This window comes from Clostridioides sp. ZZV15-6388 (genome assembly GCF_020657755.1).
GTDB lineage: Bacteria > Bacillota > Clostridia > Peptostreptococcales > Peptostreptococcaceae > Clostridioides.
In genome coordinates, this window is sequence record NZ_JAGWCU010000001.1 from 359,904 (window position 1) to 374,002 (window position 14,099).

Consider the following 14,099-nt stretch of genomic DNA (forward strand, 5'->3'; position numbering starts at 1 on the left):
ATTAATTTTTATATATTTTGTTTGTACTCTTTTGTAAACAGAAACGGGATATAAAATAAAGATATAAATATTAGGCGTTCTACAATATTATAATAGCTAGAAATTGTTTCAGCGTCGCTGTAAAGAACTATAAGAGATAAGCTATTAACTAAAACATGAATTATAGAACAAACCCATATATTTTTAGTTTTCATGTAAACATAACCTAAAAATATAGAAAGTCCAATTCCATATATCAAATGTACTGTACTTCCAATTATTGGAGCTTGTGGGCTATATAATGTAAATTGTAGAGGTAAATGCCATAAACTCCAACAAATACCTACCATTATGACACCTGTTTTTTTAGAAAATTTATCAAAAAAGAGATTTTGTAGATAATATCTCCAACCATATTCTTCACATAAAAAATGATAAATATATGTTAATGATGTTAAGGGAGTAAGCATATAATATAAAATTCCATTATAGTTAAGTTGGTTTTTACTTATCATCAATCCAAATATGATTTGAGAAAATATAAAGTAAACAATTAATAAAGTACTTATTTTAAAATTTTTTAGAAGATATAAATCTTTTGATTTAAAAGAATAAGTAATAACACATAAACTACTTAAAAAAATTAATATAAGATTCATTATTTCTAACTTATCATTATTTATTAAATTTAATGATTCAATAATAAATAACAAAAAATAAGCAAGAAAAAACAGTATTATTAGTGAATAAAACTTATACTTATCGTTAGTTTTCCCTTCAGTGTAAAATTTTGAAATGGCAACTGAGGATAATGGTAAAATCATCATGAATGATGCAAAATTTTCTGGTTTAATAAACTTCATAAAATACAATAGTAAACCTAGTAAATAAGTAAGTCCAAAAGTTATAGAAAAAAATATTATAATTTGGATTTTCTTTCTTTTTACTTCATCTTCAATATATATTGGATTTAATAAGTTTATAAATTTTTCTTGTGAATTCAATAAAAGTAACCTCCTTTACAGTATATTTTTTTAGTATGTAAACTTTAAAGACATTTGTTTTAAAAATAGATTTATTTTTCAGACCTACTATTAATCTCTCTTAGTTTTTCTATAATAATATAAAAATAAAGCAATATATACTATAGGTAATAAAAGTAATACTTTTAAATCAAGGTCAAATGTATTAGTATAAAATGTAAATATGACTGCTAATAATACAATTATTAAGTTTGGGATTGTTTGAAGAAATGCTTGTTTTGCTCTTTTATTCATTGTATTTCCTCCTCGTAAATATTAATATTTCAAAATGTTTTTCATAAAATAATCAGTAAATTATATTTAACTTTCTTAATCAAAGTATAGCAAGAGAATAAGAATAAAGAGTTACTAAAATATTACAATGAAAAATAAAGAAATAAAAAAGTTTATATTTCAAGGTTTTAGAATTGCTTTATTATACTTAAAACTATATAAGTGTGATACAATAAAAATACATTTAATAATTTTATTTATAAGAGTTTAATTTATATGGAAGTAAAAAAGATAGATAGTAATTACATAGAGCCTTTACTTAATAAATTAATTGATGAATATTACATAAATGAAAATATTTTATCAAATTTGATTAAAATAGAATCAGAAAAATTAAGAAATTATAAAAAATATGAAAAAGAATTTACAGCAGATTTAGATTTATGGGCAAAATGGATAAATTTTGTTTTGCAACTCGAATATACTATAGATGTTGATTCAGATTCTAGGATTAGAGGTATTTTAAGTTTACTAATCGATACATATGAACTTAATGTTGAATTTATAGCTAAAGTTGCACATGTTGAAGAACAATATGTTGTAGATTTTATGAATGGAGTAGATTACTTGCCAACAGAAGTAAAATATAGTATATGTGCTACTGCTATGAATCTGAGTTTAATATTTAAAAATACGGAAATATAAAGAGATAAGTATAAATATCTGTATTAATCTACCTAAATATCTTATGATGTTATCTATACATAGGTTATCTATACATAGAAAAAGCACCTATAATTAAAAGGTGCTTTTCTTATTTATCCAATTTATATTGTGTTTTTATCCTATTTGTTTTGTTAAAGCTTTTGCATATTTAATCTTTGATTTTTCATTAGTTTTTTCAAACAAATCTAAAGCACAATTAGTACAAATATTTATTTCATTACAACTATCTTTTTCAGAGTAAGTTATATACTTATTTTTAGACTTATCCATCTTTTCTCCACAATAACTACATACTATAAAGTTACTCATATTTTAAGACCTCCACTTTATTTATTTTTGAGTATAAAAATATTATTTAAATAGATTTTGTATTAACAATTAATGTAAAATTTGTATAATTCTGAAAATTAATTTGTTAAAATTATAGCAAATTTGTAACTTTACTTTTAATTATAATGTATTTTATTCGAAAGATAAACATTATAACCATAAATATTTAACATTTATTATATATTTCTTAAATTATAAACATAAGATTAATATTGATTTGATATAATTTTACATAATCAATAATTGTTTAAGAAGAAAAGATAATAAAATTAAAAGTCACCCTGATAATACTAGTTTGTTTAATATTTTTATTTGTTGTTGCTAAAAACTCTTTTATGTTGTCAATTCAATTAGAAAATACATCTCTAATTTCATCTTTTTAAATTAATACCACTAGAAGCTTGTATATAATCATAATTATAACCTAATAATATCTATTTAATTCAAGATTATAATTTTACTTTCGTTGCCTAGAAAATTAAAATGTTAGTAGAATTATTATTTTCAGTTTTTATTTATGTTATTTTTGTTTAAATAATTATATTATGGCATGAATCTGAGTATAATTAATATTGTATAATGAAATTAATATTAGAGAAAAGGGGATATTTATGTTTGGGATAGATAAAAAATTAATTGAGTATATAGTTGCAAAATCTAATTACAGTGAATTAAGTTCAAAATCAGCAGAAGTATCTTTTTTCTTAATGTTGTCTATATTTCCTTTTTTGATATTTACAATAAGTTCTATAGCATATATACCAGTTCTTCATTTAAATAAATATATAGCCTTATTTAGAAATATGATGCCAGAGAGTGCTTTTGATGTATTATCTTCAATTATAGTTTCTGCAATAGACAATAGAAGTTTAAATTTTTTAGCTGTCAGTTTTGTACTTACTATGTGGACATCTTCAAGAGCAGTAAAAGCACTTATTAAAGGAATGAATAGAGCTTATAAGGTTAAAGAAACTAGGTCTTTTTTTAAAATTTTATCTATATCATTTTTATTTACAATTATGCTTTTGGTATTGATTTTTTTATCTATGATATTTTTGGTTTATGGAGAGAAGATAGGTTACTTTATTTTTAACTTTATAGGATTAGATGAGATATTCATAAAAATATGGGATATTCTAAGATACACTGTAGGTATTGCAACAATAATAGTAATATTTACATTTTTATATAAGTATACACCTAATAAGAGTTTGACTATGAAAGAATCTGCTCCAGGTGCTATTTTTGCTACATTTGCTTGGTTTGTAGTATCATTTTTCTATTCTTATTATACAAATTATTATGCTAACTATGAAGTAATATATGGAAGTATAGCTGAAATAATTGTACTTATGACATGGATATATTTTAGTAGTTGGGTTATTGTTGTAGGCTATGAATTAAATTCAAGATTGTATTTTAGAAAGATAAGAAATGAAATATTAAAGTAAAATATTAAAATAAAAATTGGTATTTAATATTGCAAATGTAAATTTTGTAAAAACGTTTTCTAAAAATAATTTACATTTGTTATTACATATGATAATATTGAGTTAAGATATTGCTAAGGAGATGATTCAATGTTGTCAACAGCTACATGGAGAAAAATGCTAATAAGTGCAGCAGAAATATTAAAAGAAAATAAGATATATTTATGTGAACTAGATGGTATAGTTGGAGATGGTGACCATGGAGTTACTATAGATAGAATAGCGGATTGTATGAGAAAAAGAGCTTTAGAAGAACATGATGATGATAGTATAAAATCAATTAATGAAGATTTGAGTACTTTATGTATGAATGTAAATGGGGGATCAGCAGGTCCTTTATGGGGAACTATATTTGAGGGAATGGCTGAAGGGATAGAAGATAAAAAAGAACTTAAAATAGAAGAAGTAAAAGAGATGTTTATTGAAGCAAGAGAAAATTTATCTCTTATTTCTACTGCTAAAGTAGGTCAAAAAACACTAGTAGATGCATTATACCCAGCAATAGATGCTATGTATAATACTGAAAGTGACAACATAAAAGATGTTTTTAAAGTGAGTTATGAGAAAGCAGTAGAAGGCGCAGAAAACACTAAAACTTACATAGCAAAATTTGGACGAGCAAAAAGTATAGGAGAAAGAAGTTTAGGGCATATGGACCCAGGTGCTGTTTCTATATCATTAATGTTTAAAGGTTTATATAGTGCATTATAAAAAAGATTAACAAAGCAATTAATCAATATAACAAATTTAATAGGGGGAATTTATCATGTCAATGAAAAAATTTATTAACCAACCAGAAGATTTAGCTAGAGAAGTTTTAGAAGGTTTAGAACTTTCAAATTCGGATTTACTAAGAGTTACAGATTCAAATTTAGTAATAAACAAAAAGTTGGAAGAAGAAGACAGAGTAACAATAGTTACTTTAGGAGGAGCAGGTCATGAACCAGCTTTAAGTGGATTTGTTGGGGATGGAATGGTTGATATAGCTGTAGTCGGAGATGTATTTGCCGCTCCAGGACCAAATTCTTGTTTAGAGGCTATAAAGATGGCAGACAAAGGGAAAGGTGTATTATTTGTAGTTCTTAATCATGCTGGAGATATGTTGACAGGAAACCTTGTTATGAAACAAGTTAAAAAAGAAGGATTAAATGTTAGAAAAGTTGTTACTCAAGAAGATATAGCAAATGCACCAAGAGAAAATAGTGATGATAGAAGAGGATTGGTCGGATGTATACCTTTATATAAAATAGCTGCAGGGGCTGCTAAAGAAGGAAAATCTTTAGATGAAGTTGCAGAAATAGCACAAAAATTTGCTGATAATATGGCAACTATAGCTGTTGCATGTAAAGGAGCAACTCATCCATCTACAGGTATGGTAATTTCTGAACTTGGAGAAAATGAAATGGAAATAGGAATGGGGCAACATGGAGAAGGTGGAGGTGGACGTATGGAAATGAAGTCTGCTGATGAAACTGCTGAAATAATGACACAGGCTTTAATAAAGGATTTGGATATCAAAGATGGTGAAAAAGTAATGTTAGTAGTTAATGGTTCAGGAGCTACTACTTTAATGGAAATGTTAATAGTTTATAGAAAGTGTCATAAAATATTACAAGAAAAAAATATAGAAATAGTTTCAAATTGTGTTGGAGAACTTTTGACTACTCAAGAAACAGCTGGATTCCAACTATTTATAGCTAGAATGGATGATGAATTATTGAGATATTTCAATTCACCATGCAATACACCTTACTTTAAAAAAAATTAGACTAAATTAAAGGGAGATAAAAAATGGCAGATAAAGATGGAATAATATTACCAAAAGATTATGGAATAGGGATAAAACCACCTCAACAGAGTTTTTATTTAAAAGGAATGGACAATGTAGATTGGGGAATGAAAAATAGATTATCAAAGATATTTAATCCTAAAACAGGAAAATCATTGATGTTAGCTTTTGACCATGGATATATAATGGGTCCTACTCAAGGATTGGAAAGATTAGACCTTTCAATCCCTGACCTTATAGAAGATGCAGATTGTCTTATGGCTACAAGAGGGGCTTTAAGAACGTGTATAAATCCCACTCAAGATAAAGCTATAGCACTTAGATGTTCAGCTGGGAGCTCCGTACTTAGAGAGGATATGAGCAGGGAAGTTATAGGAGTTGATATAGAAGATGCGATAAGAATGAATGCATCATGCTTAGCTATACAGACATTTATGGGGGCTGAAGGTGAATGTAAGGCTATAGAAAATTTAGTCAAAACAATAGATATGGGAAATAGATATTCAATACCAGTTTTGGGTGTCGTTGCAGTAGGTAAGGAGATGGAAAGAACTGCGAAATATTTTCTATTAGCCACTAGGATGTTAGCAGAATTTGGAGCAAGTATAGTAAAGACTTATTATTGTGAGGATTTTGAGAAAATAACATCTGCTTGTCCAGTGCCAATAGTCATAGCAGGAGGGAAAAAAGTTCCAGAAAAAGAAGCGTTAGAAATGGCTTATAGAGCTATAAATGAAGGAGCAGCAGGAGTTGATATGGGAAGAAATGTATTCCAATCAGAAAACCCAAAAGCTATGATAAAGGCAATAAAGGCTGTAGTTCATGAAAATAATACTCCAGAACAAGCATACAAGTTATTTGAAGAATTAAAAGAAGAATATAAGTAGTATAAATCAAGTTTAATATATAGATTTCAATATAATTGGAGGGGAATTTATGGAATTTGTACATATAGGTGTGATAACAGATAAGCCACAAGAGCATGAAGAGTTTAATGAAGAATTGAAGGTGTATATAACAGACCCCAAATACACAGATTTCAAATATGAATATTTAAGATTTGTTGAGGGAAGCCCACTTCCAGAAATAATGCAAAAAAATCCTCATGTTGCATATAAAGTAAAAAACATGGACAAATATCTAAATGAGAATGAAGTAATTGTAGAACCTTTTAAAGTAGGAGATAACTTAAAATGTGCGTTTATAATTAATGGTGGTTTTATAATTGAATTAATGCAAGAATGTTAATATTTAAGCTAAAAAGTCCAGAATTTTTCTGGGCTTTTTAAATTTTTTATACAACTTGACAAATTTTATCTAATGAGATAATTTTATCTTAAAATCAGCTTTGAAAGGATGAAAATATGACTATTGAAAACGAAATGTTGAAATTAGTAGAAGTATCAAAAATGTATTATGAAGATAATAAAACTCAAGCAGAGATTGCAAAAGTTTTAGGCGTGTCAAGACCATTAATAAGTAAAATGTTAAATAGAGCAAAAGAAATTGGAATAGTAAAGATAGAGATTAGGGAACTATTTTCTAGTAATGATTTGCTGATGAATCAGGTGAAAGAGATATTTAACATTAGGGGTGGACTAATAGTACCAGAAGCTAAAACCGAATATATAACTCAACAAACTATACTAAGTCATGGAATAAAATATATAAAAGAAGAATTACCTAAGGTTAGTAATGTCGGTATAGGATGGGGATATACTATAGGTAATATAATAGAAGAAATACAAAAGAGTGAGGATACTTGTACTTTTAAAGGAGAAGTATATCCATTGGTTGGAATGGCTAACATACCAAACAAAGGATATCACCCTAATGAATTAATATCTGTATTTTCAAATAGTACAGGATTTAGTCCTGTATTTTTATATGCGCCTGCATTTCCAACTAGTAGTGAAGAACGAAATATCTATTTGAAAACTGAAAATTATCAAAGTATGGAGAAAAAATGGGATAATATAGATACAATAATTTTATCTGTTGATAATTATCCTCAGGTTCCAGACCAAGCTACTGCGATTAGATTTGGAAAGAAGCTTACAAAAGAGAAAGCAATAGGTTCCTTTTTATCTTATTATTTTAATAAAGATGGAGAAATAATTAAAAGTGATAGTGATTATGTCATACAAATACCTCTTGAAAAATTAAAAAAGGCAAAAAAAGTAATAGCTATATGTTCAGATTCTAGTATAGATTCAATAACAGGTGCATTGAAGACTGGATACATAACACATATCATTACTGATGAAAAAAAAGCGACACAAATAATTATAAACAAATAATAAATTACATAAAATTAAATTTATTCACAAATATTTGTTATAAAATATGTTATAATTAATAGAAAAATGTCATATAATTACTTAAGAAGTATTATTATAAATAACATTGAGAGGTAGTGGTTAGGATATGGAAATCCATAATAAATATGTGAATTTTATAAAAAATATACCTGTGCCTTTTTTATACTGTAAGATTATAAGAGAACATGAAGATATAGAATATAGAGTGGAATATATAAGTAAAGGTATGAGTCAAGTATTGAAACTGGAAGAGGGAATTTGTGATAAAAATATATTAGATGTATTACCTATATTTAGAGCAAAAAAATATTCCAAAGAGTTGTTCTCAGATAATGTAGATTGTATAAAAAGATATATTCCAGCACTTAAAAATTGGATAAATATAAGAAAACAAATAGTTGGAGATACGTACATAGTTTTGTATTTTAGTAAAATTGTATTCGATTATAGACAGATAATCGATTCATTTGATAAAAAAGAAAAACTAGCTTATGTTAAAGATGAAGAAGGAATATATATAGATTGTAGTGAAAATTTAATATCAATATTAAATAACAAAATTAAAACTACAAAAGATATATTTGGAAAAAATGATATAGAAGTATGGGGAGAACGAACTGGAAAATTATTTAGGGATGACTATTTAGAAGGAATATCTAGTAAAAAAAGATTTTTACAAAAATTATTTGAGTACGAAGAAACATTTTTTATGGTTGAAAAATATTTCTTATATGATGAAAACGAACTTTTAGGAACTATAGGAATAATAGATAATGTAATATACAGTGGATATAATAATAAAAACTATGATTCAAAAAACTTAATGAAAATGATTGAACACTCAATACCAGAGAATATGTTTTATAAAGATGTATATGGAAATTATATTGGGTTTAATTCAGGATTTTTGAATCTAGCCTGTATGAATAAAGAAGAATTACTAGGTAAGAATAGTCATAAAATATCAACAGAAGAATCTCTAATAGACAAGATATGTAAAAGTGATAAGGATGTAGTTGAAAATAAAAAGATTGTTACATTTGAATCAAATATGATTATACATAACGAAAACAAGTGTATTGAGATTACAAAAAGACCGTATTTTGATAGTTATGGTAGTGTCATTGGAATAATTGGTACAGCAAGGGATATAAGTAGAAGAAAAAAATTAGAAGAAGAGATGGATAAAAATAGAATGGAGTTTTTTGCAAATCTATCTCATGAACTTAGAACTCCTATAAATTTAATATCATCTTCATTACAAGTAATAGAAAAGAAAGAGGCAGACTTAATAGAATCAAATGATACTCTAAAAAGAAATCTAGGTATAGTAAAACAAAATGGAAATAGAATATTGAGATTAGTAAATAATGTTCTAGACTTTACAAAAATGCAGTCGGGATACTTAGATTTTAGGCCAAAAGAGTCTGATATAATATCATTTGTGGAAGATATATGTATGTCTGTAGCCGATTTTGCAAGTCAAAATAATATACAACTTACATTTGACACAGAAATAGAGGAATTTTCAATGTTATTTGATTCAGAAAAATTGGAAAGAATAATATTGAATTTACTTTCTAATGGAATTAAGTACAATAAAAAAAATGGGAAAATAAATATATTCTTATATGTGAAAGATAATATGTTTGAAATGAAAATATCTGACAGTGGAATAGGTATACCAAAAGAAAAAATAGATAAAATATTTAATAGGTTTGAACAAATTGACAATGAACTTTCTTATAGAGTTAAGGGCAGTGGAATTGGGCTTTCACTAGTGAAATCTTTAGTTGAATTGCATGATGGCAGTATATCTTTAAAGAGTCAACTTGGTGTTGGAAGTGAATTTATTGTCTCGTTGCCAGTTAGAAGCAAAAATAATAGTGAAAAATGCAATTATAAAAGAGAAATCAGTAGTGAGCTAAGTAAGAAATTAGAAATAGAATTTTCGGATTTATAAATTAAGTATAAAAAATAAAATTTAAAAAAACTATTGACAATTTATTTGTAAGGGTTTAAAATGAATTACAATATAATAAATAAAAAAGCGATGAATAGGAAGAGTAAATCTAATTCGATTATCAGAGAGAAAAGTCCGCTGGCTGAAAGACTTTTTAAATTAGAGAGATTGAAAACTACCTAGGAGCTACTTTCTGAAGTTATCTATATTAATAGATTTTAGTAAGAATAGTCGTTAACTACGTTAAAGTTTAAAGTGGGTTTTCATAAAAAATGAAAACTAAATTAGGTGGAACCGCGGGAATTATACTCTCGTCCTTATGTTATAAGGATGGGAGTTTTTTGTTATTTAAAATATTATTTGAAAGTATAAAAAGGAATTATAAAAAATTATAAAAGCGATGAATAGGAAGAGTAAATCTAATTCGATTATCAGAGAGAAAAGTCCATCGGCTGAAAGACTTTTTAAATTAGAGGGATTGAAAACTACCTAGGAGCTGTTATCTGAAGTTACTCTAAAAAGAGTTTTAGTAAGATTAACCGTTAACTGCGTTAAAGTACAAAGTGGATTTTGTCAATAATTGACAAAAATCAAATTGGGTGGAACCGCGAGCATAGACTCGTCCCTTTATATAGGGATGGGTCTATTTTTATTACAATAAAAGATTGAAAATTAAAAAAAATCGGAAAATTATAAATTTAGGAGGAAAATAAAATGCAAAATAAAGTGAAAATTGGAGTACTAGGATATGGAACTGTAGGAAGTGGACTTATAGATATAATAGATAATAATAAAGAGAAAAGAAATATAGAAATAGTTGGAATTTTAGTTAATAATTTAGAAAAACATAAAGAAAAAAAATACTCTAATATAATAACTAATAATATAGATGACATATTTGAGAAAGATATAGATATATTAGTTGAAGTTATGGGTGGTTTAGAACCAACACTATCTTATATCAAAAAAGCATTAAATAATAAAATTCATGTTGTTACAGCAAATAAAGATTTATTAGCTGAATGTGGAGATGAGCTTGCAAAATTAGCTAGTGAAAATAAAGTAAGTATTAAATTTGAAGCTTCGGTTGCTGGAGGTATACCAGTATTAAAGCCTATAATAGAATCATTAGAAGGAAATAATATAGATAGCATAAATGCTATTTTGAATGGAACTACTAACTTTATATTATCTAAAATGTATGATGAAGATTTGTCTTATGATATGGCATTAAAACAAGCTCAAGAATTAGGTTTTGCTGAAGCAAACCCAGAGTCAGATGTCTTAGGATATGATGCTGCTAGAAAACTATCAATATTGTCAACTCTAGCTTATGATAATAGAGTATACTGGAAAGATGTATATTTAGAAGGAATTACAGATATAGATGAAAAAGACATAGAATATGCAAAAAAATTAAATTGTAAGATAAAATTAATTGGTCAAAGCAAATATGAAAATGACAAAGTAAGTGCATTTGTTAGACCTGTTCTAGTGGAAAAAGATAACATACTTGCTAGAATAGACAATGAGTTTAATGCTGTCATAGTAAATGGAGATTCAGTAGGAGAAGTTTCTTTTGTAGGTAAGGGAGCTGGAAGTCTAGCAACAGGAAGTGCAGTTTACTCAGATGTTATTGATATAATAGATAATAGAGTTTCTAGTATAGACTCTTTTACTAAAGATAGAATACAAGTAAATAAAATAGTTAGAGAAAAGTGTGGAGCACTTCTTAGATTTAAAAAATGTAATAAAGATGAAATATTGAATATAGTTGGGAATTGCTTAGTAAATTATGATATTTTAAATGATGATGATGAGCTTGCTATTATGGTTTATGCTGACTCTGAGTATGAAATAAATAACAGTTTATGTCTAATAAAAGATAAAGGATATTGTGAAAAAATGAATAAAATGTTGAAAATAAGCTAAAAAGAAAAGAATATAGGTTTCTATGTAACATATTTTGAAAATTTTAATACTATATACTATGAGATGAAACAAAACATCTCATAAAAAATTAAAATTAAAAGGAGATATGCTATATGGGAAATAATAGATGTTCAGGAGATTGGTATAGAAGAAGTTATTCTACATCAAGATGGTTCCAAGATGAGAATAATTCATGGGATAGAGATAGAAATAGAGACTGTGACAGAGACAGAGACTGTGACTGTGATAGAGACAGAGATTGTGATAGAGATAGAAATAGAAATAGAGATTGTGACAGAGACAGAAACAGAAACAGAGATTGTGACAGATTTAGAAGAGAAGCTGAAAAAAGAGAAAGAGAAGCAAGAGAAGCATTCTGTGAAGCTGAAGAAAGAGGAAGAGAAGCAAGAGAATATGAATGTGAAGCTAGAAAAATGTGGGACAAAGCAGAAAGATCTTGGAATGAATATTCAGCTTATAATTATCAAGGTATAGAATCTCTAGAAGAGTCTAGAAGATTCTTTGACGAAGGTATGGAATGTGAAGCTAGAAGAAATGGAAACAACAATAATAACCATAATTGTGATAGATGTAAATGTCATAAGTGTAATTGTGACAGATGCAAATGTGATAGATGTAATTGCAATTGCTGTAGAAGATAAAAAATTTCATTGACAAATTAATAGTTAAAATATATCATATTATGTATAATAAAGAGAAAATTCAGAAAGATTAACGGAAATATAAGTATAGTTATTAGACAAATAGTGCTCAGTCAGTGATGTGAGTACAATATGATTAAACTCCTATCCTCTAGTTATTGATAGAGGGTGGGAGTTTTTATTTATTGCTAGAATGATAACATTATAAAACTAGGAGGAAAAAGATGAAGAGTATAAAAAAATCAAATATAAAAGAAAAGGTAGATGAAAAAATACTAAGAGAACAAGTAAGTTCTATAATAGAAGATATAAGAAATAATAAAGAGACTGCTTTGAAAAAATATAATGAAATGTTTGATAAAAACACAAGAGATGAATTCAGAATTACTGAAGAAGAAATAAAAGAAGCCTATAAACATGTAGATGATGAATTTATAAAAAATTTAAAAATTGCTGCTAAAAATATAAGAGAATTTGCAAAAGCCCAAAAGGCTAGTTTCGAAAATTCTTTTGAAAAAGAAATCTATCCAGGCGTTATTTTAGGTCAAACTAATATTCCTATAGAATCATGCCTTGCATATGTTCCAGGTGGCCAATATCCTTTATTTTCAACAGCTCTTATGCTTATAATACCTGCAAAAATTGCAGGAGTAAAAAGAATAGTAGCTTGTTCACCAACGATGAAAAGCACTAAAAATATAAATCCTAAAACATTAGTAGCTATGGATATAGCAGGAGCTGATGAAATATATGCAACTGGAGGAGTTCAAGCTATAGCAGCATTTACATATGGTACAGAAAAGATTAAACCTGTTGATATAATCGTAGGACCAGGAAATAAGTTTGTAACAGAAGCTAAAAGACAATGTTATGGGCAAGTTGGAATTGATTTTGTAGCTGGTCCAAGTGAAGTTCTTATAATAGCTGATGAAACTTCAAATCCAGTTTATATTGCAGCTGACTTGTTGGCACAATGTGAGCATGATTTGAATGCAAGAGGTATATTATTAACTGATAGTTTAGAAATAGCACAAGAGGTTGAAAAAAATATAGAAACTATGCTAAAAGATTTACCAACGAAGGATATAGCATATAGTTCCTGGAAAAATAATGGAGAGATAATTCTAGTTGATGATATGGAGGAAGCCATTAAAATAAGTAATTTTTATGCACCAGAACATTTAGAAGTTGCAGTAAATGAGTATGATGATATTTGTGGTAGATTAACTAACTATGGTTCACTATTTATTGGTAACTTGTCTGCTGAGGTATTTGGTGATTATGTTTCAGGTACAAATCATACACTACCAACATTAAAAGCATCAAGATATACTGGTGGTGTTTGGGTCGGTACTTTTATAAAAACTTGTACAAAACAAATATTAAATGAAAAAGCTATAAAAATATTAGCTCCTGTTGCAGAAAAGTTAGCAAAAGAAGAGGGATTATATGCACATGCAAAGGCAGCAGAAGTTAGATTTAAGAAGTAGATAAAGATAGTTTTAATTGCTATAAAAAATATATACTGGAATAAAAAATAGTTATTTCTCCAGCAGGCAATCAAAGAAACATATGCTTTTTCGCCTTTGGTGGATAAGGCGAACAGAAGAAGATTATTTATATTTTGTGATTGGGTGAAAAATGATTATTG

The 14,099-nt window shown here is 27.1% G+C and carries 14 protein-coding genes and 2 other annotated features; of the genes, 11 read left to right on the plus strand and 3 right to left on the minus strand.

The genetic code is table 11. From position 1 onward, the window contains the following. Positions 1-8: 8 nt before the first annotated feature. On the minus strand, positions 9-983 hold the full coding sequence (locus KGF48_RS01645; RefSeq protein ID WP_227867684.1) for a type II CAAX endopeptidase family protein: 975 nt from the start codon (positions 981-983) through the stop codon (positions 9-11). A gap of 90 nt (positions 984-1,073) precedes the next feature. Continuing rightward, positions 1,074-1,256 carry a hypothetical protein gene (locus tag KGF48_RS01650; protein WP_227840303.1) on the minus strand — a complete coding sequence of 61 codons (183 nt, stop codon included), beginning with the start codon at positions 1,254-1,256 and terminating at the stop codon, positions 1,074-1,076. A gap of 255 nt (positions 1,257-1,511) precedes the next feature. Here KGF48_RS01650 and KGF48_RS01655 point away from each other — a divergent pair, with 255 nt between their 5' ends. Then, positions 1,512-1,940, plus strand: a complete 429-nt coding sequence (locus KGF48_RS01655; RefSeq protein WP_227827430.1) for an HTH domain-containing protein — start codon at positions 1,512-1,514, stop codon at positions 1,938-1,940. Between the two features lie 135 nt (positions 1,941-2,075). Here KGF48_RS01655 and KGF48_RS01660 read toward each other — a convergent pair whose 3' ends face one another. Beyond that, a complete protein-coding gene (locus KGF48_RS01660) occupies positions 2,076-2,270 on the minus strand; it encodes a DNA-directed RNA polymerase (protein WP_227827431.1) in 195 nt (64 codons plus the stop codon). A 632-nt stretch (positions 2,271-2,902) separates the two neighbouring features. Between KGF48_RS01660 and KGF48_RS01665 the strand changes: the two genes are divergently transcribed. The 10 genes from KGF48_RS01665 to hisD all read left to right on the plus strand — a co-directional run bounded on the left by KGF48_RS01665 (position 2,903) and on the right by hisD (position 13,938). Next, positions 2,903-3,742, plus strand: coding sequence for a YihY/virulence factor BrkB family protein (locus KGF48_RS01665; protein WP_227827432.1), 840 nt, complete (start codon positions 2,903-2,905; stop codon positions 3,740-3,742). A gap of 129 nt (positions 3,743-3,871) precedes the next feature. Then, the gene (gene dhaL / locus KGF48_RS01670) at positions 3,872-4,492 is read left to right on the plus strand and encodes a dihydroxyacetone kinase subunit DhaL (RefSeq protein WP_227827433.1); all 621 of its coding nucleotides are present in this window, start codon (positions 3,872-3,874) and stop codon (positions 4,490-4,492) included. Between the two features lie 55 nt (positions 4,493-4,547). Beyond that, on the plus strand, positions 4,548-5,549 hold the full coding sequence (locus tag KGF48_RS01675; protein WP_227827434.1) for a dihydroxyacetone kinase subunit DhaK: 1,002 nt from the start codon (positions 4,548-4,550) through the stop codon (positions 5,547-5,549). A 23-nt stretch (positions 5,550-5,572) separates the two neighbouring features. Then, the gene (gene lsrF, locus KGF48_RS01680; RefSeq protein WP_227840300.1) at positions 5,573-6,457 is read left to right on the plus strand and encodes a 3-hydroxy-5-phosphonooxypentane-2,4-dione thiolase; all 885 of its coding nucleotides are present in this window, start codon (positions 5,573-5,575) and stop codon (positions 6,455-6,457) included. Positions 6,458-6,506: 49 nt separating this feature from the next. Continuing rightward, positions 6,507-6,818: a hypothetical protein gene (locus KGF48_RS01685; RefSeq protein WP_227840299.1), complete on the plus strand. Its 312-nt coding sequence runs from the start codon at positions 6,507-6,509 to the stop codon at positions 6,816-6,818. 116 nt (positions 6,819-6,934) lie between these two features. After that, positions 6,935-7,870, plus strand: a complete 936-nt coding sequence (locus tag KGF48_RS01690; RefSeq protein ID WP_227827437.1) for a sugar-binding transcriptional regulator — start codon at positions 6,935-6,937, stop codon at positions 7,868-7,870. Positions 7,871-7,997: 127 nt separating this feature from the next. After that, positions 7,998-9,854, plus strand: a complete 1,857-nt coding sequence (locus KGF48_RS01695) for an ATP-binding protein (RefSeq protein WP_227840298.1) — start codon at positions 7,998-8,000, stop codon at positions 9,852-9,854. Positions 9,855-9,935: 81 nt separating this feature from the next. Beyond that, positions 9,936-10,176: a binding site (T-box leader), on the plus strand. 69 nt (positions 10,177-10,245) lie between these two features. Next, positions 10,246-10,484, plus strand: a binding site (T-box leader). 84 nt (positions 10,485-10,568) lie between these two features. Beyond that, complete coding sequence (locus KGF48_RS01700; RefSeq protein WP_227433002.1) at positions 10,569-11,786, plus strand: homoserine dehydrogenase; 1,218 nt, start codon at positions 10,569-10,571, stop codon at positions 11,784-11,786. A gap of 113 nt (positions 11,787-11,899) precedes the next feature. Continuing rightward, complete coding sequence (locus tag KGF48_RS01705; RefSeq protein WP_227867685.1) at positions 11,900-12,448, plus strand: hypothetical protein; 549 nt, start codon at positions 11,900-11,902, stop codon at positions 12,446-12,448. Positions 12,449-12,672: 224 nt separating this feature from the next. Continuing rightward, on the plus strand, positions 12,673-13,938 hold the full coding sequence (gene hisD, locus KGF48_RS01710; protein WP_227840296.1) for a histidinol dehydrogenase: 1,266 nt from the start codon (positions 12,673-12,675) through the stop codon (positions 13,936-13,938). Positions 13,939-14,099: the final 161 nt, after the last annotated feature.

What these genes read in the sequence shown, in the direction of transcription:
- KGF48_RS01650 (WP_227840303.1), bottom strand. Translation starts at nt 1,256, where the DNA reads ATGAATAAAAGAGCAAAACAAGCATTTCTTCAAACAATCCCAAACTTA.
- KGF48_RS01655 (WP_227827430.1), top strand. Translation starts at nt 1,512, where the DNA reads ATGGAAGTAAAAAAGATAGATAGTAATTACATAGAGCCTTTACTTAAT.
- KGF48_RS01660 (WP_227827431.1), bottom strand. Translation starts at nt 2,270, where the DNA reads ATGAGTAACTTTATAGTATGTAGTTATTGTGGAGAAAAGATGGATAAG.
- KGF48_RS01665 (WP_227827432.1), top strand. Translation starts at nt 2,903, where the DNA reads ATGTTTGGGATAGATAAAAAATTAATTGAGTATATAGTTGCAAAATCT.
- dhaL (WP_227827433.1), top strand. Translation starts at nt 3,872, where the DNA reads ATGTTGTCAACAGCTACATGGAGAAAAATGCTAATAAGTGCAGCAGAA.
- KGF48_RS01675 (WP_227827434.1), top strand. Translation starts at nt 4,548, where the DNA reads ATGTCAATGAAAAAATTTATTAACCAACCAGAAGATTTAGCTAGAGAA.
- lsrF (WP_227840300.1), top strand. Translation starts at nt 5,573, where the DNA reads ATGGCAGATAAAGATGGAATAATATTACCAAAAGATTATGGAATAGGG.
- KGF48_RS01685 (WP_227840299.1), top strand. Translation starts at nt 6,507, where the DNA reads ATGGAATTTGTACATATAGGTGTGATAACAGATAAGCCACAAGAGCAT.
- KGF48_RS01690 (WP_227827437.1), top strand. Translation starts at nt 6,935, where the DNA reads ATGACTATTGAAAACGAAATGTTGAAATTAGTAGAAGTATCAAAAATG.
- KGF48_RS01695 (WP_227840298.1), top strand. Translation starts at nt 7,998, where the DNA reads ATGGAAATCCATAATAAATATGTGAATTTTATAAAAAATATACCTGTG.
- KGF48_RS01700 (WP_227433002.1), top strand. Translation starts at nt 10,569, where the DNA reads ATGCAAAATAAAGTGAAAATTGGAGTACTAGGATATGGAACTGTAGGA.
- KGF48_RS01705 (WP_227867685.1), top strand. Translation starts at nt 11,900, where the DNA reads ATGGGAAATAATAGATGTTCAGGAGATTGGTATAGAAGAAGTTATTCT.
- hisD (WP_227840296.1), top strand. Translation starts at nt 12,673, where the DNA reads ATGAAGAGTATAAAAAAATCAAATATAAAAGAAAAGGTAGATGAAAAA.